This is a genomic window from Leptolyngbya sp. FACHB-321 (assembly GCF_014695975.1).
Classification (GTDB): domain Bacteria; phylum Cyanobacteriota; class Cyanobacteriia; order Leptolyngbyales; family Leptolyngbyaceae; genus Stenomitos.
The window spans coordinates 98,092-123,051 of record NZ_JACJPI010000045.1 but is presented as its reverse complement, the minus strand read 5'-3'; the positions used below and the strand labels follow the sequence as shown (position 1 = coordinate 123,051).

The following is a 24,960-nucleotide window of genomic DNA, read 5'->3' as shown; positions in this document are numbered from 1 at the left end:
GCAAGGGAAGTTCTGGGTAGCGCTTTACGCCTTCTTGCCGGAGCGTTATCAGTTATGTCCTCTGCTCCCCCTGCTCCCGCCCTACTCTTCTACCTTTGCTATTCTCTCCTCACCCCTCTTAAGTTTCCACGAAACCAGCCAGTCTAAAATCGCTTCGTTCACTTGTTCGGGGCATTCATCGTGGGGGCAATGTCCCGCATTTTCGAGTTCAATCAGTTTGAGGTTGGGATTGTACTCACCGTACTGACTTGGACGGGCAAACTGTTTGGGAATCATGCGGTCTTGCTGTCCCCAGAGCAACAGCATTGGCACTGTCAGCGTCGGTAAGACGGTTCTAATGTGAGGACTATAGCGCGCATCGGTAACGGCTCTAAAAATGGCGGCAAAGGCTTGAGCCGAACCCCGGTCTTGAGGCGGTCCTGCAAGGATGTCGATCAGTTCGTCAGTGATAGCGGTTGGCTGAGCGTAGGCGATCGATGCCCAAGTACGCACAAACTTTGGTCGTCGCACTAGGGGGAACAACGCTCTAAGCAAAAGTGGCGAGAGGATCAAGCGTTTGACACTGGCGACGAAAGGACGCAATGGTTTCGGCAGTGCTTCTTCCTCCATCGACAGATCGGGCAGGCTGATCATCACCACGCCTGCAACCATATCGGGATGAGCAGCAGCAGCAGCCATACAGATTAGCGAGCCGATCGAGTTTCCCACCAGCACTACAGGAGTTTGGATAAAAGTTTGCCAAAAGTCGTAAACCTGCTCGACCCACAGATCGGTTTTATAGGATGCACAGGCTTTCTCAGAGGCGCCAAAACCCAACATATCCAGTGCATAAACGGTGTGATGCTCTGCCAATGCATCCAGGTTGTTGCGCCAATGCCCGATCGACGCACCAAACCCATGCAGCAAAATGAGCGGCGTTGTACTCCCCGGTTTCGCGGCTCGAAGGTAGGTGTAGCGAGTCTGCCAGCCGCGCCAAACCCAATCGCGCTGATTGCCTACCCGATGTCGCCAATGCAGGGAAGTTGTCATCGCTTCTGTTCACAAGAACTTTTCTTTATTCTAGTAGTTGAGCACGATCGACAATAAGGGCAAGGATTTAACTATACTCAACACGATCGACAGTGAGAGGCGATCGCGCTTTTTTCGCTGCTTACGGTAGTCCTGTTTGGCTAGCGGCTCTTTAGCCTATCCAAAGTTGTGCTTAAGTCTCGGGTATTCTTCTGAACGGCAATTGCTGCAAACAAGCTGAGCAGAAAAGCCATGCCATAAAACCCCTTTTCGCTCAATGCCCAACTGGCATTCCATAAACTAACAGAGAGTAACCCGACACAGAGAATGATGGAGCACCAACAAATCCCGTAGTAAAAACTGGTAACTGGAATGCCTTCACTGCGATCGCGAACACTCTTTTGTAGCGAGACTGCAGAAAAGAGGGCGTACATTAAAAGCGTAAAGTACAACCCCTTTTCATCCAAAAGCATTGAAGAGTTCCAAAGCCCCATGAGGAAGGCAACCATCCCCACTGCTAGAGCGAAATATGATGCCGCGACGAATGCGGGTGTAGGTCTTGTGTTCATGCAGAATGCTCCTACTGTATGAGTAAGTGAGAGTCAGGCTAGTACAAAAAATATTCAACTATCTACGCTGCCAGGTGGGGCGCTTTTGTGAAAGACAGAGAAAAAGCTTGATTGGGAGGGCTTTCTCTGGCAGAACTCCTAAAAGTGGCAATTATTCTCTAGTGCTGGACAAAACTATCTGATGTCAATATACCCATCCAAACCAGGGCTTTGATCAAATAAAAGCAAAACATCGCGATCGCCGATATTATCGGTTAGGTTAATGCAGGGAAACCTAGCCTCTTCATCTAATTCTTGCCTGTGCCAGGTGGCTTAGCTGCTTCTGCTTCGGTTGGTCGAGGCCTGCCGCTAGTGATCCAGCCATTAAACTGTTGCACTTCTGGTACGGTGCAAATTGGTGATTAAGTGAGTTAGTTGTTCTGGTATGTCGTTCGTTACTAAAAAGCTGAAAAGTATGAGAATTTCGAGAGTTTATTGTTCGCTTTTCCTAACAGCAACCGTTGTTGTTCTCGCCACTGCTGCTCAAGCTGAGGATTGGTTCTTTGTCGCAGAGAGTGATGCAGGAAACAAGTTTTTTCTTGATCGAAGCTCTATCAAACGCAAAGGGAATGTTTCCGAGATCAAAACGTTTGAAATCGGGCAGAAGCCAGAAGAAGATGGCACTGTTGCTACTATTGTGACGCGGGAATATACCTGTAAAGAAAAGAAGTCTAGAGTGAAACAGCTCATTGCTCTTTTTGATGATCAGTCGATGAGAGTCTTTAAAGAAACTACAGCCTGGGAAGCAGTCAAAGTTGATACTATAGATGCTTCTATCTTGCAAAAAGCTTGTGGCTCTTAGCTGTACAGATTCTCGACACCCAATCTGTAAAAAATAAGTAGGAGGGCTAAATTAAGCACTACTGAGAGATCGGGTTTCGACTGCGCTCAACCCACCGACACGCAGAACTGAGGGCGTTTCGACTTCGCTCAATGCATCTTACAAATAATTATGAGCCACTTAATTCATAGTTAGCTTTGACAAGCTACTTGGAGATGCTTATAAAGGAAACCAAGCGCATTTTGCTGTCAACTTTTTTGTTGCAGTTACCGAATCTGCAACGATCGCGCCCTTCCATCCCGAACGTGGCATTGTTGAGAGGTAAAGAGCTTCATGCAGCGTTTGGTCAGGAGTGGAAAGATGGGTCATCGTAAGTTACGGCGGACAGGGGTAGTGGCGATCGGCAGTTTCCTACTGCTGGGCTTGATGGGGTGTTTGCACGGGACGAATGTAAATTCGGCAACTGCCCCGCAGCCGACCCAACCACCGCAGCCGGTAGCGATGCAAAAGCCCTCAGCCGTTGATCCGAAGCTCGTCAGTGCAAATACCAAGTTTGGCTTCAAGCTGTTTTCAGAGGTGCTGAAGCAGGACGACAAGAAAAATGTGTTTGTGTCGCCGTCGAGCGTGGCGATCGCCCTTGCCATGACCTACAACGGTGCCAGCGGAGCGACCCAACAGCAAATGGCAAAAACCCTGGAGCTTCAGGGCATGAGCTTGAGCCAGCTTAACCGAGCCAACGCTGACCTAAAGAAAATGCTAGAAAGCCCTGATAGTGGCGTGCAGCTTACGATCGCCAACTCACTCTGGGCACGGCAGGGCACCCCCTTCAAGCCAGCTTTTATCCAACGCAATCGAGACTTTTACGGCGCACAGATTACAGAGCTAGACTTTGCAGCCCCCGAGTCTACAGCAACGATTAACAACTGGGTGAAAGAAAACACTCGTGGCAAGATCAGTCAAATTGTGGACGGTCTGAAGCCCGATGACGTCATGTTTTTGGTTAACGCCATCTACTTCAAAGGCAACTGGACAAAAGCGTTTGACAAGAGTGAAACTGCTAACAAGCCTTTTTACCTGTCGAACGGTCGCTCGAAAAGTCACCCCACGATGGCGCAGACTGGCAGCTACAAGTATTACGAAACGAACCAGTTTCAGGCAGTAAGCCTCCCCTACGGCAACGAGCGCGTCAGTATGTATCTCTTTCTGCCCAAGAAAGCATCCAACCTGTCTCGCTTTACCAAAATCCTGACGGCTGAGAACTGGCAGCAATGGATGGGTCGCTTTCGCACGCAACCAGGCTCAGTACAAGTACCCCGCTTCAAGCTGGAATATGATGTGGCATTGAAAAAAGCGCTGTCTACGTTGGGAATGTCGATCGCCTTTGATGCCAATAAAGCTACCTTTGATGAGCTGAGTACTGCGTCCACCAAAATTGACCAGGTAAAGCACAAAACCTTTGTCGAGGTAAACGAAGAAGGCACCGAAGCGGCAGCAGCGACGTCGATCGGAATTGTCACAACCTCCATGCCCACAAGTCAACCGTTTCAAATGAACGTCGATCGCCCTTTCTTCTGTGCCATCCGCGATAACAAAACTGGGACGGTGTTGTTTATGGGCGCGATCGTCGATCCAAAATGATCGCTCTGAAAGTTAGCTGTTCAGATCCCCGACTTCTTGAAGAAGTCGGGGATCTCGCGTTCACGTATGACTTCGGTGCCTAAGATAGTTGAAGGAACCGCAGAGACACAGAGAGCGCAGAGATTTTGGATATCGACTCAACACTCCAACAATTTGCCCGTTTTGGTGTGAGGTTAGGGCTTGAATCGATTCAAGCGCTTTTAGCAGCGCTTGGCAATCCCCAGAAGCAAGTGCCGATCGTCCATGTAGCAGGGAGCAACGGCAAAGGCTCCGTTTGCGCCTACCTCTCGGCTGTGTTGACGGAAGCAGGCTATCGTGTGGGACGCTACACCTCCCCCCATCTGATTAGATGGCAAGAACGCATTTGTCTCAACGAACAACCGATCGCTACCAGCGATCTAGAACACGTCCTTCAGCAGGTGATTGCAGCCGCTCAGCCGTTGGAGCCATCTCCCACTCAGTTTGAGGTCTTTACTGCCGCTGCATGGCTTTACTTTGCGCAACAGAACGTCGATATTGCGGTGATGGAGGTTGGGCTGGGCGGGCGGCTGGATGCAACGAATGTGTGCGATCGCCCCCTCGTCAGTGTCATCACCTCCCTTAGCCGCGAACACTGGCAACGGCTGGGTCCCACGCTGGCAGACATTGCCTGGGAAAAAGCAGGCATCCTTAAGCAGGGCGGGGTTGCAGTGATTGGGCAACTGCCGCCAGAAGCTGCTGCTGTCGTTCATCGTCGCACTGCCGAGCTAGAGTGTCTGACGGTTTATCCCCAGCCTGCAAAGGACTTAGGCGATGGTTGGGCAGAGTATCAGGGCATCGAAGAGTACGACATACAGCCAGAGTCGCCGGATAGCGAGGCAGAGGGCATGATTGTCCTCAAGACTCTCAAGTATCGATCGCCCCTCCTGGGTGATATCCAGCGCCATAACGCAGCACTCGCGATCGCTACGCTGCAAATGCTTCGACAGCAAGGATGGCAGTTTTCAGACGAAACGATCGTCAACGGCATTGCCAAAACGAAGTGGGCGGGACGGTTGCAATGGTTCACTTGGCAGGGGCACAACATTCTCATCGACGGTGCTCACAATCCCGCCAGTGCTGAAGTGTTGCGACAGTTTGTAGATAGCCCTGCGATCGCCATGAATCGCAGCGCATCAATTCATTGGGTGATGGGAATGCTCTCCACCAAAGATCATGCCGAGGTCTTTGAGGCGCTCTTGCGGGGGGGCGATCGACTTTACCTGGTGCCCGTTCCCGACCATAGCACTGCCGACCCCAAAGAACTGGCTACTTTAGCGCACGAAATCTGCCCCGATTTAGCAGCGTGCCAAACCTACGCTGATGTACTGTCTGCTTTAGAAGCTGCAACTTACAACAGTTCGCTCGACCAAGCGGGGACAACACAGCCCCAAACAGACACGCCTCTCACCGTTTTGTGCGGGTCACTTTACCTGATTGGGCACTTCTTTCACATAATTGAGCGGCAGGGGATGGAGCAGGACAGTGATGCTTCGATCAGTAAGCCGTAGTTTCTTGTGAAGGAGTGAGGGGGTGAGAGGGTGAAGGAGTGAAAGAGTGAAGGGATAAAGAGTGTGACTTATTAATTGGAGATTACTGGAGCCGGCTGTAAAGCACTTGTAATTCCCCCTGATAGACTCAACTCTTTAAACTCAAGCAGGTCTTACTAAAGGTTTGGACTACTTCGGCAAATTGTTGGTTGCGTTCCATTAATACCATGTGCCCTCCCGGAGCCAAGACTGTTAGTTCTGCTTGCGGTATGTCTGTACTGATGCGTTTGCTAGCAAAGGGTCGGGTTGCAATGTCAGACTTACCAACGACCACCAGCGTAGGAACGGAGATTTTTGGTAATGTTGCTGTTTCGTCGAACTTGAACATTGCCAAGACGCCTCGCGCAAGTATTCCCGGTGATGCCTTAATGCCAATCAAACTGGAAAAATTAAGCTGCCCCCGTGTTTCTCTGCCCGTGAAGCCAGAAATTTCTGTCGTTAACAGCGTCGTGCCATTGAAATAGCTGAGCCAACTGATGAGCCAGAGTAAGGGAGCGATCGCGATCGACAGGTAAAGCAATGGTTCTAGCAATGGCTTCTGCAATGTCAGCAACAGCTTGCTGAGAATGGTAGTTTTCAGCGGATTGATATATGTGCCATCGACCAAAATCAAGCCAGCCACCCGTTGCCCTAGATGTTGTGGAAACAAGCGGCAGAAGGTCAGCAGGATCATTGCGCCGATGCTATGCCCCAACAAAATGACGGGTTGATCGCCTGCCAGCGTTAAGACTGCTTCCAGGTCACAAGCAAATTTTTCTAGTGAGAAATCTCGATTTTTTGGTTTTTTGGACTTACCTAAACCAGGTAGATCCCAAACGATAATGCGAAAGTGCTCGGTGAGTTGCTGCTTAGGGTAATACCAGACAGTGCTATCAGGTCCCCAGCCATGCGTCAGGATAAGGGTAGGAGCACGATCGGGTCCATAGATTTCGACGTGAATTTCGCTGCCATCGGGTCGGGGTAAACGTTCAGTGCGGTTGCTACGGATTACTCTCGGTTCATCGCTGCCGGGACGACGCAGCAGCAAAATGGGCAGAAAGCCCAAAAATGACCACAGCAGCAACCCTACCCCTAGATATAACCAGCGATCGCTCACCAGGTCGCCTTCATACCATTCGTAAAGAACGTAAGCGCCACCGCCAAGAATAGCAACGGTAAATAAATTGGTTAACCACTGCAACAGAAAACCGAAGGGCATGAACATGGCAAGTCAAACGTCCGTACTAAGGATTAAGGTGCATTGAGTTTAAGGGGATGCTTGAACCTGGAGAACCCCCGGAAGTTAGAAAAAGCAGCGTTTAAGCCAGATAGGGTCGAAGTTGCTGCGCCAGGGTTTGCACATGCGGTTGTTTCAGCAAAGAGAGATGGTTTCCCGGCACCGGATGCAGTTGCACATCCGTCGTTAAAGTGCTCCAGCCTAACGTTGAGTCCTGCCCCATGACATCGGCTTGTTCAGTGGCTTTAAAGAGCGTGATGCGATCGGGGTAAGGCTGCGGCACATAGCGGTACGCTGCTTGAGCGTTGGCATAGACAATACGCAGCAGGGGTGCGATCGCCGATTCATCCAAAAGCTGTAAGCGGGATTCTTCAGGCAACCGACGGATCAGCGCAGACCACTGCCAGCGAGATACCCAGGTCAAGGAGCGCAATCGATTTGCCGCGATCGCACCATAGTCCAGCACAAACGGTAGCGTAGACCAGAGAGCCGTTCCCAGAAGAAACTTGAGGCTTTGACCCAACGACGGTTGGTGGTTGGTCGGTGCAGGCGTATCAAGCATTGCCAGGAGACCCACCTTCTGCCCTGCCTGCGTGAGCTGTTGCGCCATCTCGAAGGCAACCAGCCCACCAAATGACCATCCGCCTAAAAAATAGGGACCGTGTGGCTGAAGGGTTTGCATTGCTTGAACGTAGTAAGCGGCGATCGCTTCAATCTTAGTTAGGGGCGCATGTTTGCCGTCCAATCCCAGCGGTTGCAGCCCATAAAAACTGCGATCGCTGCCTAGCTGCTGCGCCAGTTCTAGATAGGGAAACACAACTCCAAACATGGGATGCACGCAGAAGAACGGTTGCTTGCTTCCACCCAGCGTTAAGGGCACTAGCGGCGATCGAGCGGCGATCGCTTGCTCAGAGGCAACTTGATTGTTGAATGGTGGAGTTGCCTGGACGGATAGATCTTGAGGAGCGAAGTCTTGAAGAGCCTGGTCTTGAGCAGCCAGATCTTGGAGAGCCTGAGCCGGAACGCTGGATTGCTGCGATCGCGAGCGACGATGAGCCGCACGATCCAAACGGACAAGCGGGGGCACGTTAGGGGCAGAAGGGGCTGCGCGTAATGTTTCTAGAATCGGAGCCAGTTGAGCGATCGTGGGTGTTTCAAACACGCTCTGCAACGGTAGCTCTAGCCCAAAAGCATCGCGTACACGGGAGGTCATTTGCGTAGCCAGAAGGGAATGCCCACCGAGTTCAAAAAAGTTGTCGTGAACCGTCACTTGCTTGAGCCGCAAGAGTTCTTGCCAGATGTCAATTAAAGTTGATTCTGTTTGGGTTGAGGGTGCAATGGTAGTGCTGGCGGAAAGTGCAGTGCTGGCGGAGGGGAGGGCATTACTCAGCGTTGGGAGGGCACGACGGTCTACTTTGCCATTGACAGTAAGCGGCAGCGTTTCCAACGGCACAAAGGCAGACGGCACCATGTAATCTGGCAAGGTTTGCTTGAGATGGTGCCGGAGTTCAGGAATGAGCTGACGGGCAAAGTTCGACTGAAGCGGATCATTCGTGTAAGGCTGACCGGCTTGGCTGAATGGCTGAGAGAGGGGTACGGCAAACGTCGCATCAACACCCTGCCGAGTCAGCAGCACATCATAAGCACCTGTATGGGTTTGCGTTGACCAGGTGATTTCTACGGTGTAGGGCAGCACTGTTTCTAAAGCCCACCAATCTTCAGGATCGATCGCCAAGGCAACAGCATCCTGTAACGTTTCTCGCATCCGCCCAACCGTTTTTGGCGTGTCGTTGTTGCGTAACCAGTTTGCCGCTTGAACAGCAGCCTGCACACGGCTGTTTGCAACATTCGCGATCGTGACTAGCGCTGGTTCAGTCTCACGTAGTTGTGTTTGCATCGCTTCCACTGTAATAGGCTGACGTTGCCAATCATGTTGTTGGATGGAGCGCGATTGCTCGTGAGCCGACGATCCCTGCAATGCTTGAGCGGTTGGGGATCGTAGCGGTTCTAGGTGCAGCAAAACGTTATAGCGAAACTGCGTCATTTCATTTTGGCTGCGACCACGCGAGAGACGAATTTGCACCTGTTGAATTTGGGGGAAGCGATCGCGCAAGGCATGAAAAAACGCTGGATCGATCGCTAGTTCTGGTTCTTCAAACCGCGATCGTTCCACTTGTTGCTGTAATTGGGTGCGCTCCATACCTCCATCTGCCTGACAAAATTGCACCCAGGTATGAAACGCCGTCAATAACGGCAGGCTTCGCACATCGCCCAGAAACAAAACACCTCCGGGTGCCACTGCTTGCATGGCTTTCTCCAACACCTGCATTAGATAATCCTGGCTTGGAAAATATTGCACGATCGAATTCAAAAGCACCACATCAAACGAGGCTACATCAATACCCTCAAAATCAGTTGCCATGCGGTGCAGTAGTTCGACTTGAGGAAGATTGAGGGGGTTCAATTGAGTTTGAATTGACTCCAACGCATCCTTTGAAAAGTCCGTTCCCACATATTTTCGGCAATGCGGTGCAAGTTGAAAGAGTAACAAGCCAGTACCACAACCGATTTCCAAGATTCGCTTGGGTTTAAGGGCAAGCATTTGCTGGACGCGATCGCTCACCCACTCTTGCATTTGCTCAAGGGGAATGGGCTCTCCGGTGTAGCTGCTGTTCCAACCGGTGATGTTGAATGGGGGGGTAGAGTTTCGGCGTGAGCGCTCAACTGGATGTTGTGGGGTAATGGCTGTAGGCTGTGGAGCCTGGTAGGTTTGGTTGTAAAGGGTTTGCCAGTATTGAATATGTTGAGTTTGCAGCGATTGCAGAATGGTTTGCTGAAAATGTTGGCGATCGAGGCTGAAGTAAGTGATGAGGCGCATCTCGTTTGATGGTTCGCCGGAAGGGATGACGATTGCTTCCTGAATCGCGGGATGGCGTTGCAGTGTTGCTTCAATTTCGCCTAATTCAACCCGAAACCCTCGGATTTTAATTTGGTAATCGACCCGACCGAGAAACTCAATGGTGCCGTCAGTGCGAAAGAAAGCACGATCGCCCGTTTTATAAAGCAAGGAAGTTGGGGTTGCGTCTCCCTTCTCCTGAAATGGATTAGGCACAAACCGCTCTGCTGTTAGCTCTGGACGATTGAGATAGCCACGAGCGAGTCCGGCACCGCCGATGTATAGCTCGCCTGGAATGCCTGCGGGCACAGGATTTAAGTTGGCATCCAGAATATACACCTGGGTATTGAGAATGGGGCGACCGATCGTCGATGGGTTGTCGCCTGGATGGAGTTCAGCAACGGTTGCCCAGATGGTAACTTCTGTCGGTCCATACGCGTTGAAGAAGTGCCGCCCCACTGCCCAGCGATCGACCACCTGACTGGAGCAGGCTTCTCCACCTGTAATCAATACCTGAAGGGCAGGTAGTACCGCAGGCGGCAGCACAGCTAGCACTGCTGGAGTCAGTAGGGCATGGGTAATCGCGTTGTCGTTTAGAAATTGTACCAATGCCATGCCCGGCAGCTGGGCAGACTTGGGTGGAAGATATAAGGTGCCACCCGAACCAAATGCCAGGGCAAGCTCAAAAATGGAGGCATCAAAACTCAGCGAACTAAATTGCAGAATGCGACTGCTGCGGGAAAGATGAAAGACTTGCTGCTGTGCTTCAACGACATTGCACAACCCATGATGAGAGAGGAGAACGCCTTTTGGTGTGCCCGTCGAACCAGATGTATAGATTACATAGGCAAGCTGATCAGGCGTAACTGTGCAACCCTCTCTCCTAGCCTGTTTTCCCGGGGGCAAGGGTTGATCGAGACAAAGGACCGTTGCTTGCGATCGCGGTAGCTGTTCGAGCAACCAGGATTGCGTCAGCAAAAGCGGCACCTGCGTATCGGTCAACATAAAGTGAAGTCGATCGCTTGGGTAGTTGGGGTCGAGCGGCACATAGGCTCCTCCAGCTTTGAGAATGCCGAGAATGCCAATCACCATGTCGGCGGAGCGATCGACACATAAGCCCACCAGATCACCGGGTTGAGTGCCCATCTCGTGCAAGGTTTGCGCCAACTGATCCGCTTGCTGGTTAAGTTCTTGGTAAGTGAGCGATCCCTGTTCTGACACAAGGGCGATCGCCTCTGGAGCCAAAGCCACCTGCGCCTCAAAAAGGTGATGGAAGCAGCGTGCCCCCCCTAAATCTTCCTTAAAAACGGGGACTTCAGACTGATCCCTCCCTTTTTCAAGAAGGGCTAGGGGGGAGCGGTTCCATCCAACAAGCAGCTGCTGTTCTACGGGTGTGAGCAGCGGCAAGTCTGCTAGAGAAGCATCAGGGTTGGCAACAATGCCTTCCAGCAACGTTTGAAAATGACCAATGAGGCGACCAATTCTGTCGCGATCGAACAAATCAGTGCTGTAGGAGATAAAGCCGCTCAAACCTTCCTGCGATTGCCACAAGCTTCGCAGCCCGTGAGCAGGTTCCCATAGGTGAACTTCCAGATCAAACCGAGTGCTGCCTGACTCTAGAGGCGCAGGTGTCAGCGTTAAACCTGGCAATTCTAAGGGCTGCATGGGAGCATTTTGTAGCGCAAAGGCAACCTGGAATAAGGGATTGCGACTGAGATCGCGATCGGGATCTAACGCTTCGACCAGCTTCTCAAACGGCAAGTCCTGATATTTGTAAGCTTCTAGGGCAACATTGCGCACCCGCTCCAATAAAGTACGGAAGGTGGGCTGACCAGATAAATTCGATCGCAGCACCAAACTGTTTACAAAAAAGCCAATCAGCCCTTCCAACTCACTTCGATGGCGGTTAGCAATGGGACAGCCGATCGCAATATCAGTCTGCCCGGTATAGCGATATAGCAGCGTTTGAAAAGCTGCCAGCAGGGTCATAAAGAGCGATGCGCCCGACTGTTGGCTAAGTGTCTCTAAGGCTTGTGTCAGCGTAGCGGAAATTTGCAGCGGATAGGTTGCGCCCCGGTAGCTCTGAACGGCAGGACGGGGACGATCGCTGGGCAATTGTAGTACTGGCAACGCCTGTAATTGCTTTCGCCAGTAAGCCAGTTGTTTCTCTAAAACCTCTCCCTGCAACCAACGGTGCTGCCAGTCAGCAAAATCTGTGTATTGGATGGGTAAAGGTGGCAAGCTGGGCGATTGCCCTTCTACAAAGGCGGTGTAGCAACACGCCAATTCTTTGATCAACACGCCCAACGACCAGCCATCGGCAACGATATGATGCATCGTCAGCAACAGCACTGCTTCAGTAGAGTCAAATTGCAGCAACGTCACTCGCAACAGCGGATCGGTGGTGAGGTTAAACGGATGTTGGGCTTCAGCCGTGGCTAGCTGTTGGCTAATGCGTTCGCGATCGCTCACCGCCACTGCCTGCAGATTCACAACCGCCAACTCAACCGTGACATCGGGTTCAACGACTTGAACGGGCTGTCCCTCATGGGTTGTAAAAGTAGTGCGAAGGGCAGCATGACGACGCACCACCACCTGAAACGATCGCTCTAGCGCTGTTTGATCCAGCGTCCCTGTTAACCGGATAGCAGCAGGCACATTGTAGAAAGGGTTGCCTGGAGTGAGTTGATAGAGAAACCACAAGCGCTGTTGAGCAAAGGAAAGGGGGCTTTGCGTACGAGTCGGGAGTCGAGCAGCAGGAGTTGAGGTTGGAGAAAATAGTACGTCCTTGCCCTCTGCCCTCTGCCCTCTGCCCTCTACCTTCTGCCCTCCGCCCTCTGTCTTCTCCTGAGACAGGTACGAAACAAGTTCGGCTTTACGATCGGCTAATTCCTGGCGCAATGCAGTGGTTAGCGTTCCTTCAGGAGCAGTACAGCGCAAACGCATCACCTCTAAGGATGAATCGCGATCGCCCTCCACAAAAACCTCTACATCCAGGCTGTTTAGCTGGGAAACAAATTCAGCGATCGTTTTCTGCGTCATAGTTCTACTTCCTCACGTCGTTGTGCTGCTGGCTGACGAGGTGCCCTGCTGGAGACTGTTTGCGCTGCCTCCAGCGCTTCAATCTTCTCTGCCAGTGCTGCGATTGTGGACGCTTCAAACACACTGCGTAGCGGCAATTCCACTTGCAAGCGATCGCGCAGACGCGAGACAAGCTGAGTTGCCAGGAGGGAATGCCCACCCAACTCAAAGAAATTGTCGTGGATGCCCACTGTCCGTCCCAAAAGCTGCGTCCAGACTTCGACCAGGGATGCCTCTAGGGAGGTGGTGGGTGCAATGATTGGGCTGGCTTCCATCGCAACAGCCACGTAAGGTGGTGGCAATGCCTTTTGATTCACCTTGCCATTGGCAGTAAGTGGCAATGCGTCTAGCACTACAACGGCTGCAGGCAGCATATAAAGCGGTAGTTTTGTTTTGAGAAACGATCGCAGCTCCCGCTCTGTTGGTACAACCGCCGCGTCGGCTACAACATAGGCAACCAACTGTCGTTCGCGCAGCGTCTCTGTAGGCGCGTTGTCCATCTCTCGCAGCACCACTAGGGCGGTTCGCACGGCTGGATGTTGCACGATCGCCGTTTCAATCTCGCCCAGTTCCACCCGAAAACCGCGCAGTTTGATTTGATGGTCTGTGCGTCCTAAAAACTCAAGCGCGCCATCAGAACGATACAGGGCGCGATCGCCCGTTTTGTAAAGAGTTGGGAGTTGGGAGCCAGGAGTTGAGTGCTTTGCCCCATTCCCCATGCCCCACTCCTTAAAGGGATTGTCAATAAACCGTTCTGCTGTCAGCTCTGGACGCTTCAAGTAGCCTCGTGACAGCCCATCGCCACCTAAATAAAGTTCACCGCCTACGCCTGCTGGGACTGGATTTTGCCTAGCATCTAATAAATACACCTGGGTCTGAGCGATGGCTTGACCAATGGGAATGGTCGTGGCGTTCTCTGGCACGTTTTGCACCTCGTACCAGGTGGAAAAGGTCGTGTTTTCAGTGGGACCATAGACATGGATGAGATGCTGGGGTTTGCCCTGTTGCACCACTGATCGCGCGCAATCCACATTCACCATTTCACCGCCAAACAGCAGGTATTTGAGCGATCGAAAGGCAGTAGGAATCTGGCTTACCGTTTGATTAAATAACGCGGTTGTCAAAAACAGAATGCTGATGCGCTGGTGTTCCAGAGCAGCAACAAACGCAGTGGGTGTCAGTGTCGTTTCTCGCTCTATGCCAATCAGTTGGGCACCGTTCAATAAAGCACCCCAAACTTCAAAGGTGGCGGCATCAAAGGCAAGGTTTGCCACTTGTGCCACCCGAGCGCCCGGTTCGATCTGCACATAGTTGGTGTCACACACCAGCCGATTCACTGCCCGATGGGGCACCATCACACCTTTGGGCGTTCCAGTTGAGCCAGAGGTATAGATGACGTAGGCAAGTTGATCGGCAGTGCAGGGAGCCGACAGGTTTTCATCCGACTCCTTAGCGATCGTGCCCCAGGCTTGTTCCAAACAAACGATCGTTGTGTGGTCAGTTCGCAGTGCCTCTGCCCAGTCTGCCTGCGTCAACACCACTGTAATACCCGCATCCTCCAGCATGAAGTGCAGCCGCTCTGAGGGATAGGTGGGATCAAGCGGCACGTAAGCACCACCGACTTTGAGAATTGCCAACATTGCCGCGATCGCTTCCACCCCTTGTTCCAGACAGATGCCAACGGGCATAGCGCCAACCCCTAATCGTTGCAAATACCGCGCCAGTTGATTACTGCCTTGATTCAATGCCTGATAGGTGAACGATTGATCATTAAATTGGATAGCGATCGCGGTGGGTCGTTCCTTAACCTGTGCTTCAAACAGTTGGTGGATACAAACATGAGCGGGATAACTGGATTGCTTGCCTTGCCACTGCTGTAACAACGATCGCTGTTCTGCAACCGTTAGCAATGGCAATGCCGAGAGAGGAGTCTCTGGCTTTGCGACGATCCCCTCCAATAACGTCTGAAAGTGCTGTCGTAGTGCTGCGATCGTGGTCGAATCAAACAAAGCCGTGTTGTAAACGATGACACCGCGCAACCCATCCGCTTGCTGCCAACCCTTACCCCACAAATTTCTGAAGTTGTCCCCACTTTTCCAAACATAGAGTTCCAGGTCAAAGCGTGAAGTCTTCGTCTCCAACTCCACCGGGCTAAGGATTAAGCCCGGTAACGTCAGTTGCTCCATCGGTGTATTTTGCAGCGCAAAGACCACTTGAAAGAGCGGATTTTGACCCAGGCTACGTACGGGTTGCAGTTCTTCTACCAGCTTTTCAAACGGTAAATCCTGATGAGCGTACGCTGCCAAAGTGACATCCCGCACCCGGTCTAGTAACTCGCGAAAGGTGGGATCACCTGCCAGATTGGTTCGCAACACCAGGCTATTGACCAAGAACCCAATCAACCCTTCCAACTCGCTGCGATGACGATTAGCAATGGGAGAGCCGATCGCCAGATCAGTCTGCCCAGTATAGCGATGTAGCAACGTCTGAAAGGCTGCCAGCAGAGTCATAAACAACGTTACGCCTGCCTGCTGGCTTAGTGCCTCTAACTCATCCAATAACGGCTGCGGTAATTCCAACAGTTGGCTGGCACCCTGATGCCCCTGCACCACTGAATGCAGGAGCGGACGAGCTGCCGCACCAGGTAAACTAAGCACTGGGACATCTGCTAACTGCTGCTTCCAGTAGCGTAATTGGGCGTTTAGCACCTCTCCTTGCAACCACTCCCGCTGCCAGTGGGCAAAATCAGCATATTGAATGGGTAAGTCTGGCAACGCGATCGGTTTGTTTTCCACCAACGCGGCGTAGAGTGCGCCCAACTCGCGGATCAACACACCGCTTGACCACTCATCAAAAACAATGTGATGCAGTGCCAGCAGCAACAGATGTTCCGTATCCTGCAATTGCCACAACTGGACGCGAAACAGTGGTCCCTGGTTTAAATGAAACGGCTGTTGAATTGCCTGCCAGATTTGAGCTAGCGCACTATCTTCGCGGGTGCTAGCGGGCAAGGCTCGTAAATCTGTGAAGTTGAGCGGCACTGACAACTCAGGCGCGATCGCCTGCATCAGTTGTCCATCCACGACATCAAAGGTAGTGCGGAGGCTTTCATGACGCTGCACGATCGCCTGCAAACTCTGATGGAGGAGCGATCGCTGGAGCGAACCTGTAAGCCGGAAAACCAGCGGAATAACGTAAAGAGCATCTCCAGGAAGCAGTTGTTCGATAAACCACAAGCGCTGTTGAGCAAACGAGGCCGGAAAAATAAAGACATCCTCTTCAACCAGCTCTCGATCGGGTTTATCTGAAAACATTCACACCTGCATCTCCTTAACCTCACTCTGTTGTACGGGAAAAGGTGATGCAAAGATTATGCATAAAGATAGATTTTGAATCTGACAGTATCTGTGACTCTATTAGGCTCCAAAGATTTGGGCTTAGGCTTGATCGAACCTGTCGTTACACCCACTTACTAATTTACCGTGATGACGAGCGGCACTAACGCCCTCCAACCGTAACGCTGTAACTAAGCTGAAACGGTCTAAAACTTGCCGGTGCCTTAGGTGTACCACTGAGTCGTAGCTCGTACCGCCCCGCCTTAGGAAACACAATGTTGGCACCCGGAACACCTTTGTACTTCGCTGCATTGATCGGCTTGAGGGCAGGTTGTAGCAGTGGCGCTGCCTTACTGTTATGGGGCACTGCGTAAACTGCCAACCGACAGTTGCATTGCGACAACGGAATCGTGCTGCCACCTTTGCGCGTCAGACCAAACCACGCTTGAGATGGTGTGCCTGCTCTGGGGTTATGGTTCGGTTCAATATGAAAGGTTGCCGCCACATCACCCGAAACTTTCACAGTATGCGCCAGGACAGGCGTGGTCAAAAGCACAGGAACGACGAGCCAACTGATCGCCCGACGAAAATTACCCATACGAACCATAGAACCAGCACATAACAACTCGTTTACTGTGGCGTGAACCATACTTACTGTCAAAAGACAGCCTGTCGAAGGGGGAAGCAGAGGAGGCAGAGGGCAGAGGGCAGGGGGAGCAGGGGAGGCAGGGGGAAACTCAAAACTTAAAATTCTCTGCCTCCCTATCTTCCTTAACTTCCCTAGCCGCCCCATCCGTCGACTCTCTCCTCACTTAAAGTAAATCAACAGATTCAGCCCCGGAATTGTGCGGGAGAGTGTCCATAGCAGCAAAGCAATATAGAGAATGCCTAGCCCCCACTGATACCAGACAAGCGCACTAATGAGCCCAGGAAGATGTTCGTCACGCAGACGAATGTCGTTAAAGCCGAACTTGAGTAAATTGTTGAGGCTGAAATCGAAGTAGTTGAGCCAACTCCAGCGACGATCCCATAGGAGGGGAATGTAGCGTTCGCGGAATAGCTCATATCGAGGAATGACAGGCAACCGCCCAATCAGGATACGTAGCTGGCGCAACGTCCCTTCTTCGGTGAAGTAGCTGACATCCATTAAGGGGTGATAGCGACCCACTTTATACAATCGGATGGTGAGTAAGGCTGGTATGGGGATAATGAGTGCCGCAATGCTAGCAAGGGTGAGCCAGGGGCGATCAGCAGCCCGAAAGATAGAAACAACTCCCCACAAAGACAAAACGCTAAAGAGCGAGAGTACCCAAAAGGTCTCAGGAAGCTTTGGCAAAACGGGTGCAGGCGTGATGCGTCGCCAACGATCGACCAGCCAAAACAGGACTCCAAAGTACGCGCTTGCCACTAACCCGACACCAAAAATGAGCCAGAAATCAGTGCCGTAGCGCGTCAGCAGTAGCAACTGGCTTAGCCCCAACCAACTCAACCCCGTAGAAAGGCGATTGAGGGCTTCTAGACTTGGTGAAACCGCTTCTTTGGCAATAACGCGATCGCGCACATTGATATACGTTGCCAGATCAACACTGCCCACAATCAATAGATCGGCAGTGCTGCGAAACGGTTGCTGCGTACGTCGTTCGGCGATCGCATCTGCCTGTCGTTGCGAAAACCCTACGGCTACCAACTGTGTTGCGGGTGCTGTGTTGATATTGATCCCAACCAGTTGCTGACGTAGTTCTCGTAAGCGCAACCGCTCCCGCATATACTCCAATTGATTCGCATCGGGAATTTGCTCCAAGCGGCGAAAATTTCGCACCAGTTCCCGCAGCAGGTTTTCGTTGCCTTGCAGCGTTGGCACGGAGATCACGCGACTAATTTGCCCTGGATTACCGATAATTTTGGCGCGATCAGAGTCAAAGCGGAGTCCCGGCACATTCAGGTAGGCACCCTTAGCAAACCCGGTATAGCCAAACTCTGCTCGATCCAAGATGGAAGCACCGCGCAAGTTTACCGGACGATTAAACTGCGCTTCTCGAAACAACGCCGTTTTCTCAAACACCGCATCTGTCAGAAACAGCGATTGGTTGAACGTACCCTTCGTAAAAATTGCTTGGTTTTGCCAATGCGCCTGGGCAAAGTCGGCGTTGCCTACCCACTGCACCCGCATGAAGTTGGTCGGCTGCTGAAACAACGCCTGATTGAAGTTTGCTGTCGCCTGAAATTCGCTGTTCTGAAAATTGACGGCACCCTGCCACTGCGTCTGCGTGAACTCTGTTTTGGCGAAGAAAATGCTGCTACGAAACCGAGCATCGCGCTCAAAGGTGGCTCCAGCGAAGCTAGCGTTCTGGCTTAAGCGTGCCTGCGACCAGTCTGCCAACTGAGCAAACTGCACGCCCTGCGCTTCGACGCGATTAAGAAAAAACGTATTGGTAAAGTCAGCTAACCCAGTAAAGCGCGTTTGAATTAGCTTGAGCGGTCCCCGAAAAACAGTGATTTGCAGCGGTGCTGGCGGAGTACCAACATCAGGTTTAGACAGCAACGACTGGGAAAGGGTGCTGAGTCGTGATAAAAGCCGTCGATCGCGCTGTAGCTGCTTTTGTTCAGTAGGTGTAAAAAGTGGCGAGAGCGATTGCCCATACAGCGGTGCTCGTAGCCCCAACTGGCTGATTTTAAACTCGCCCTGGATCTGTGAGTAGCTGAGATCAAGCCCGACAGGAGTACCAGGACGCTGTAGTTGCCCCCGCACCAACTCATAAAACTGATCGCGCAAGGCTGCATTTTCGGGACGCAAATCGATCGTCAGGCGACTCAAATCGAGAATACGCACCCCGTCACTCTGCATCGGATTCTTGAGCCGCGCTTGCAAAAGCTCCAGCGTCAGGGGAACGCGATCGGGTTGGGCGATCGTTGCCCACAGCGGTTGAGGCAAACTGGTTAACGTTACCACTGCCCAAACCACCAGCAAAAGCAAAGCATGGAGTTGTCGAGACACTGCGAACCTGGAACTAGCTGCTACCAGAATACCGATAACCGTGCAGTGCTTTCAGACAAGTTTCATCAAAAACGTTTGTCAACGAAACCTCCTTCTGGATCTCACGGTGCGTCCATCGTCATCAAACAATCTGCAATGCGTTTGGCAGCTCCGGATGCGCCCATCCGACGACGACCACTCTCGGCGATCGTTTGCAGGGCATCGGGATTTTGCAGCAGCGATTGAATGACAGTCGCCACACGATCGGGTTCCTTCACCAACACAGCAGAGGCACCCAGCAAACGGGTTTGCGCTTCGGCGAAAGCAGGTGTGAACTGTGGACCTTTACCGGGCAGCGTAATCGCAGGCTTGCCTAAGCCAACAAACTGCTCTGTTGCGGTGCCTGCCATCGCGATCGCGAGATCCGCACGATGCAGGCACTCAGCAAACCGATGTTGCGCTAACACCAGCGTTGATTTTCGTTCGCCCAAACCTACCGTGTAGGAATCCTCTGTCACTTGCTGCCAGCGATACGTCATGAGCGTCTGCCGCAGTTTCTCTGCTTCTAGTTCAGACGCGATCGCCGCTAAAAACGTCAACGGTCGAAGCGTTTGGGCAACCACTCCATTCACCGCTTGCAGCATCGTTTCCCAATTAGCATACGCTTCCGGTGGGCGCGAACCAGGCAGGAGGGCGATCGTTAAGGCAGAAGGACCAAGGCTAAAAGCTAAATTCTGCTCATCCTTTAGCCTTAATTCTTTATCCTTTTCCCCTTCCCACTCCAGCCCATCCATCATCGGGTTGCCCAGGTCAAAGGCTAGAATTCCGCGTTGCTTAAGGCTATTGGCAGTAATGGTGTCTCTGGGAAACACAGCTTTGCAGTTGGGATGGCTCATCAGCCAGCGCTCCCACGGATGATAAATGCAGCCCGTCCAACGCTCAAGGCGATCGTCCCACCAGGATTTTCGTGGCAACCAACCCGCCTCATCGCGCAGGTAGTATTCAGACTTGGCAGTGCCCACAAAGGCGTAGGGAAGCCCACTTAAACGGGCAAAGAGCAGTGGCACGATGTCGCCGACCGCAAGAATGAGGGAGTGGGGAGTGGGGAGTGGGGAGTGGGGAGTGGAAGGAGAGAGATGCCTCTCCGTCTCTGCGCGTCTCTGCGTCTCTGCGGAACTTGCCCATGTGCGAATCGCCCGGAGTTGTGTCAGGGTCAGTTGTAGTAAGCCGCCTCGGATATCTCGTGCAAGCTGCCGACCATCCTGGTAAATGAAGCCACCAGACGGCATGGTTTTGACGGAACCGATGAGAGGGATGCCACTGTTGGTATAGGCATGACCTTCGCCAACGATCGGTAGGGCTGCAAGTTCCGGTGGTGTGGGGTGCTGTTGCAGTTCGCGCAGAATGCGGATGGCGATCGCATCTTCACCATGACCATTGCTGAGACAGAGTACGCGCATGAGAAGCTAGAGACTGAGGACTGATGGCTAGAATAGGGCAGATAGACGACCAACAGATAGATTAGTGCCCATTCTGTTAGTGACTTGTTGGGTAGAGTCACCTGTAGAAACGTAGCGAGAGGCTATTTGTGAAACGCTACGCTCAGAGAGGCGGAAAGCTGTAACTGGTATGCTGTTGGAAGTTTTTTGCAGAGACCATGTATAGGCTCCGTTATTTCTTCGATTTTGGTTCAGGTATCTGCTTGTGGAGTGCAAACGATGCAGCCTACGAACATTTTGGTAATTACCCAATCGATAGCTTTAAACTGCCGATATCTCAAACGCTAGAGAAGCGTATTAATTTCGTCTTGAGTTGGCATAATACATTTCTGAACTGGGACAATGCCCCACAACCTTCTCGGTGGAGCGATAGGGAAGTAGTACAGTTCAGTGCTGCTGCACAAGAAGTATTACATTTGTTACGGGAAGAGTTAGGGTCTGATTTTGAAGTTGTAGATGAGTCAGGGACAGCTAACTCCTAGTTTGTCGAGACGAACCAACCATACCAACGGACACCGACCACCAAGCGTGGAATCCGCTACGATAGAAAGCTAGGTGCGACCAGTGAAAAGCAACTTTAGAAGGCAGGAGCCGTACTGCTGCCTCAACCCTTACCGCAATGAACTGGCAGTATGAAGATCTTACTTATGGGGCTAATTCGCGGCTACCGGGTGTTTCTTTCACCGCTGTTTCCGCCAATGTGTCGCTTTCAGCCAACCTGTTCACAGTATGCGCTAGAGGCAGTCGATCGCTTCGGTGTCTTACAAGGAAGCTGGCTCACGGCACAACGAATCTGTCGCTGTCATCCGTTTCATCCTGGCGGTTACGATCCAGTGCCACGACCCTCCTCACCTAAACCACTGGAACGGGACGAGGTTTAAGCTGCCATGAAACCGTACCAACACGTTGCGATCGTCGAGTGTGGTGAACCGTTACTACCCATCCCTGAGTCACTGTTTGCCTTAGTATCGCCCCACCCCTATGCCACTGTAGGGGCACCATATGGTGAAAAGTCGCCCTTCTACTTACGGGAAGGCGTACTAAAGCATCTGATTGAAGCGCAAGCGCTACTACAGAAAGAATTTCCTGGCTGGCGGATTCAGGTCTTTGATGCCTATCGCCCGATCGCGGTACAGCAATACATGGTGGACTATACGTTTCGGGATGTAGCGCAGTCAAAGGGCTTGTCGCCGGATCGTCTCACTGAGTCGGAGCGTGAGTCGCTTTTAGAACTGGTTTACGAGTTTTGGGCAGTGCCAAGCCTCAATCCCGCTACGCCGCCGCCACACAGCACAGGTGGCGCGATCGATGTCACGTTGGTGGATGAGTTTGGTCAAGCCGTGGCTATGGGTTCTCCCATTGATGAACTCTCGCCTCGATCGTATCCCGACCACTTTGCTGCCAGCACTGATTTTCGCGATCGTTCCTTTCATGAACAGCGCCAACGACTGCGATCGATCATGCTCACGGCTGGCTTTCAGCAACATCCCAACGAATGGTGGCACTTTTGCTTGGGCGACCAGATGTGGGCATGGCTAACGATGCAAGCGAATCCTGACGCGAAGGTAACGGCAAGGTATGGAGCGGTGGGGGAGGTATGAAGGATAAAGGATGAGGGATGAAGGATAAGAGATAAAGTTTTGAGTTGCTTTAGCAGTCAGCAGTCAGCTTTCTTCTAAAAGCCAAAAACCAACAACTCCTACTGCGCCATTCCCCTTGCTTCCCCTGCCGCCTCATTCTCCTTGCCACGCCTGCCGCCCCATTCTCTCTGCCGCCCTTACTTCCTCACACCTCTCCCCTCACAACCCTCACGAACCGCTTATTATAAGCATCTAGTTGCTGGTTGCTCTTTCGCTATGAGCTACTGCCTCAATCCCGATTGTCAAAAGCCTCAAAATCGAAACAGTGCAGAGCTTTGCCATTACTGTGGCGCAAGGCTACTGTTGAAGGATCGCTATCGACCTGCGAAGCCGATCGGTCAGGGTGGCTTTGGCAGAACGTTTCTGGCGATCGATGAAGACAAACCATCCAAACCGCGCTGTGTGATCAAGCAATTTCTGCCTGTAAATCAGGACGCGCAGCATTTGAAAAAAGCGGCTCAACTCTTTGAGCGGGAGGCAATGCGGCTGGAGGAGTTAGGCAATCATCCGCAAATTCCGACGCTGCTGGCGTACTTTAGGCAAGAGCGGCAGCAATACCTGGTGCAGGAGTTTGTGAATGGCAAAAATCTGGCAGAACTGCTGCACGATGAGGGTGCGTTTACAGAGGCACAGGTGCGATCGGTGTTGGTAGGGTTGCTGCCTGTGCTGGAGTTTATCCATGCTCACAGCGTTATTCATCGTGATCTTAAGCCTTCTAACGTGATTCAGATGTCAGGCGGGGGAGCAGGGCAATCGTCCGAACAAGCATCTAATCAACCTGACTGGGCTGCCTTACAGCATGCACTGGCGCTAGAGGCGGCACAAGGATGCCATGATTTTGTCAGCGATCGTCGGTTTAGCGATCGGCTGAGCGCCAGTTTTGCTCAACCGCCCAAAGCGTTGTCGATCGCCGTCTATAAACGCTGGCAGCAGCTTACCACCCAGTTTGCTAGCTATACCGAGTTGTCCCTTGCCCAACGGCAGGCTCTCATCGCTAACACCAGTCGCTTGCTGTACGAACTGCGGCGGCAGTGTGAGCCTCATGGGGAGGCGATCGAAAGACGGTTGGCACTGGTAGACTTTGGGGCGGCAAAAGCAGCGACAGGCACCACATGGAACAAAACCGGAACGACGATCGGCAGTCCTGAATATCTTGCGCCGGAGCAAAGTCGAGGCAAAGCCGTGTTTGCCAGCGATTTGTTTAGCCTAGGCGTGACGTGCATCCATTTACTGACCCAGCGATCGCCCTTCGATCTGTTTGATAGCAGCGACCATACCTGGATCTGGCGCAAATATCTGACCGTCCCCGTCAGTGAAGCGCTAGGGCACGTTCTTGATCGTCTTCTGGAGCCTGGCGTCAATCAGCGCTACCAGTCTGCAACAGAGGTACTGCGCGATCTGGATGGAGCACGACCTGAGGAACATTTGTCTCCAGTGGCTGCCCCATTGCTTGCTGTGTCGCTGGCGGCACCGATTGCTGGGCTTGCTCCCCCTGCCCCTATACCTATGACGTTTCGCTCTGCTGCCTCTGCTGCTGTGCAGGCAATAGCTCACGCGATCGCACCGTCGTTGCCCCAGCAAAAACCCCAGCAAAAACCCCAGCCATTGCTCCAGCCATTACCTCAACAAAAACCCCAGCCATTACCTCAACAAAATGCCCCACAGAATATTCAGCGGCCCAGTAGTGCCAACGGTGCAAAAAACTCAGTGTCACATCGCCAGCCAAAAGCAGCGTCCTGGCAGTGCGTGCACCAATGGCTCAATCCAGGTAAGGTCTACGCGATCGCGCTAAGTCCGACAGAGCCAATTTTGGCAAGCAGCAGCGGCACCACTATCAAGCTCTGGGATGTGCAAACGGGGCAACTGCTCCGCACTCTGACAGGGCATCTGGATGTTGTCTCCTGTCTGGACATTAGTCCCGACGGCAAGCTGCTGATCAGCGGGAGTGCCGACAAAAGCATTCGACTGTGGGATTTGCAGACAGGACAACGTATTAGTACGATCGCCCTCCACACCGATACAATTCTCAGCCTTGCCCTTAGCTCAGACGGACGGATGCTCGCTAGCGGTAGCCTCTACGATCCAATTAAACTATGGGACTTGGAAACGAACCAGGAACTTGTTAGCCTGTCTGGACAAGCCGGACGTATCGAAGCACTCGCCTTTAGTCCTGATGGGCTGTGGCTCGCCAGTGGTAGCAACGATGCCACGATCGCACTCTGGGAGCTAAACCTGGAGCAGCCAGCGACAGGGCGCGCCTTGCGTATGCTGAAAGGACATTCCCAAACCGTTGCAGCGCTGACCTTTGAGCCGGATGGTAAAACCCTCGCTAGCGGCAGTTGGGATGGCACCGTTAAACTGTGGAGCACCCGCACCCAGCGCGAAAAGCGCACCCTTCAGCCCGAATCTGGTCGCGTCACAGCACTTACTGTCAGCCCTGATGGCAAGCTTTTGTGTACTGGCAGCGATACCCTCAAACTCTGGCAACCCCGCACAGGCAAAGCACTCGCCACGCTGACGGGTCATACATCAGTGGTTTCTGCGATCGCCCTTTCTACTAACAACCGCACGATCGCCAGCAGCAGTTGGGACGGTACGATTCGGCTTTGGCAACAGTAGCAAGCCAAAAAATAGATTCAGTGCCCTATTGTCTTGAGCCATCCCCCTTACCAAATCAGTTCCCCATCACCTATCAGCCTACTGCGCAGCTTTGGCT

At 52.4% G+C, this 24,960-nt stretch carries 15 protein-coding genes; 7 read left to right on the top strand and 8 right to left on the bottom strand.

The genetic code is table 11. From position 1 onward, the window contains the following. Positions 1-81: 81 nt before the first annotated feature. Positions 82-1,029 (bottom strand): alpha/beta fold hydrolase, encoded by a 948-nt coding sequence (locus tag H6F76_RS08105; protein WP_190507313.1) that lies wholly within the window; start codon positions 1,027-1,029, stop codon positions 82-84. 140 nt (positions 1,030-1,169) lie between these two features. Next, entirely contained in the window at positions 1,170-1,577 is a 408-nt protein-coding gene (yiaA, locus tag H6F76_RS08100; protein WP_190507311.1) for an inner membrane protein YiaA, read from the bottom strand. 424 nt (positions 1,578-2,001) lie between these two features. On the opposite strand from yiaA, the gene H6F76_RS08095 reads away from it, so the two are divergent. The 4 genes from H6F76_RS08095 to H6F76_RS08080 all read left to right on the top strand — a co-directional run bounded on the left by H6F76_RS08095 (position 2,002) and on the right by H6F76_RS08080 (position 5,564). Beyond that, entirely contained in the window at positions 2,002-2,418 is a 417-nt protein-coding gene (locus H6F76_RS08095; protein ID WP_190451537.1) for a surface-adhesin E family protein, read from the top strand. 194 nt (positions 2,419-2,612) lie between these two features. Next, on the top strand, positions 2,613-2,771 hold the full coding sequence (locus H6F76_RS08090) for a hypothetical protein (RefSeq protein WP_190507398.1): 159 nt from the start codon (positions 2,613-2,615) through the stop codon (positions 2,769-2,771). After that, complete coding sequence (locus H6F76_RS08085; protein ID WP_206754341.1) at positions 2,758-4,035, top strand: serpin family protein; 1,278 nt, start codon at positions 2,758-2,760, stop codon at positions 4,033-4,035. The genes H6F76_RS08090 and H6F76_RS08085 overlap by 14 nt, the downstream gene beginning before the upstream one ends. Positions 4,036-4,160: 125 nt before the next feature. Further along, positions 4,161-5,564 carry a folylpolyglutamate synthase/dihydrofolate synthase family protein gene (locus tag H6F76_RS08080; protein WP_190507307.1) on the top strand — a complete coding sequence of 468 codons (1,404 nt, stop codon included), beginning with the start codon at positions 4,161-4,163 and terminating at the stop codon, positions 5,562-5,564. A 127-nt stretch (positions 5,565-5,691) separates the two neighbouring features. Here H6F76_RS08080 and H6F76_RS08075 read toward each other — a convergent pair whose 3' ends face one another. From H6F76_RS08075 to H6F76_RS08050, 6 genes are all read right to left on the bottom strand, one after another. Continuing rightward, positions 5,692-6,801: an alpha/beta hydrolase gene (locus tag H6F76_RS08075; RefSeq protein ID WP_190507387.1), complete on the bottom strand. Its 1,110-nt coding sequence runs from the start codon at positions 6,799-6,801 to the stop codon at positions 5,692-5,694. A gap of 100 nt (positions 6,802-6,901) precedes the next feature. Next, positions 6,902-12,757, bottom strand: a complete 5,856-nt coding sequence (locus H6F76_RS08070; protein ID WP_190507305.1) for a non-ribosomal peptide synthetase — start codon at positions 12,755-12,757, stop codon at positions 6,902-6,904. Further along, a complete protein-coding gene (locus H6F76_RS08065; protein ID WP_190507303.1) occupies positions 12,754-16,110 on the bottom strand; it encodes a non-ribosomal peptide synthetase in 3,357 nt (1,118 codons plus the stop codon). Before H6F76_RS08065 ends, H6F76_RS08070 begins: the two co-directional genes overlap by 4 nt. A 184-nt stretch (positions 16,111-16,294) precedes the next feature. Next, positions 16,295-16,780 (bottom strand): hypothetical protein, encoded by a 486-nt coding sequence (locus H6F76_RS08060; RefSeq protein ID WP_242036569.1) that lies wholly within the window; start codon positions 16,778-16,780, stop codon positions 16,295-16,297. A 159-nt stretch (positions 16,781-16,939) separates the two neighbouring features. Next, on the bottom strand, positions 16,940-19,126 hold the full coding sequence (locus H6F76_RS08055; RefSeq protein WP_347275991.1) for a helix-hairpin-helix domain-containing protein: 2,187 nt from the start codon (positions 19,124-19,126) through the stop codon (positions 16,940-16,942). A 101-nt stretch (positions 19,127-19,227) separates the two neighbouring features. Beyond that, positions 19,228-20,565: a lipid-A-disaccharide synthase-related protein gene (locus tag H6F76_RS08050; RefSeq protein ID WP_190507301.1), complete on the bottom strand. Its 1,338-nt coding sequence runs from the start codon at positions 20,563-20,565 to the stop codon at positions 19,228-19,230. Between the two features lie 671 nt (positions 20,566-21,236). On the opposite strand from H6F76_RS08050, the gene yidD reads away from it, so the two are divergent. From yidD to H6F76_RS30950, 3 genes are all read left to right on the top strand, one after another. After that, positions 21,237-21,485 carry a membrane protein insertion efficiency factor YidD gene (gene yidD / locus H6F76_RS08045; RefSeq protein ID WP_190507299.1) on the top strand — a complete coding sequence of 83 codons (249 nt, stop codon included), beginning with the start codon at positions 21,237-21,239 and terminating at the stop codon, positions 21,483-21,485. A gap of 6 nt (positions 21,486-21,491) precedes the next feature. Next, positions 21,492-22,205, top strand: coding sequence for a M15 family metallopeptidase (locus H6F76_RS08040; RefSeq protein ID WP_190507297.1), 714 nt, complete (start codon positions 21,492-21,494; stop codon positions 22,203-22,205). Positions 22,206-22,460: 255 nt separating this feature from the next. Then, the gene (locus H6F76_RS30950) at positions 22,461-24,863 is read left to right on the top strand and encodes a serine/threonine-protein kinase (RefSeq protein WP_199321989.1); all 2,403 of its coding nucleotides are present in this window, start codon (positions 22,461-22,463) and stop codon (positions 24,861-24,863) included. Positions 24,864-24,960 lie beyond the last annotated feature (97 nt).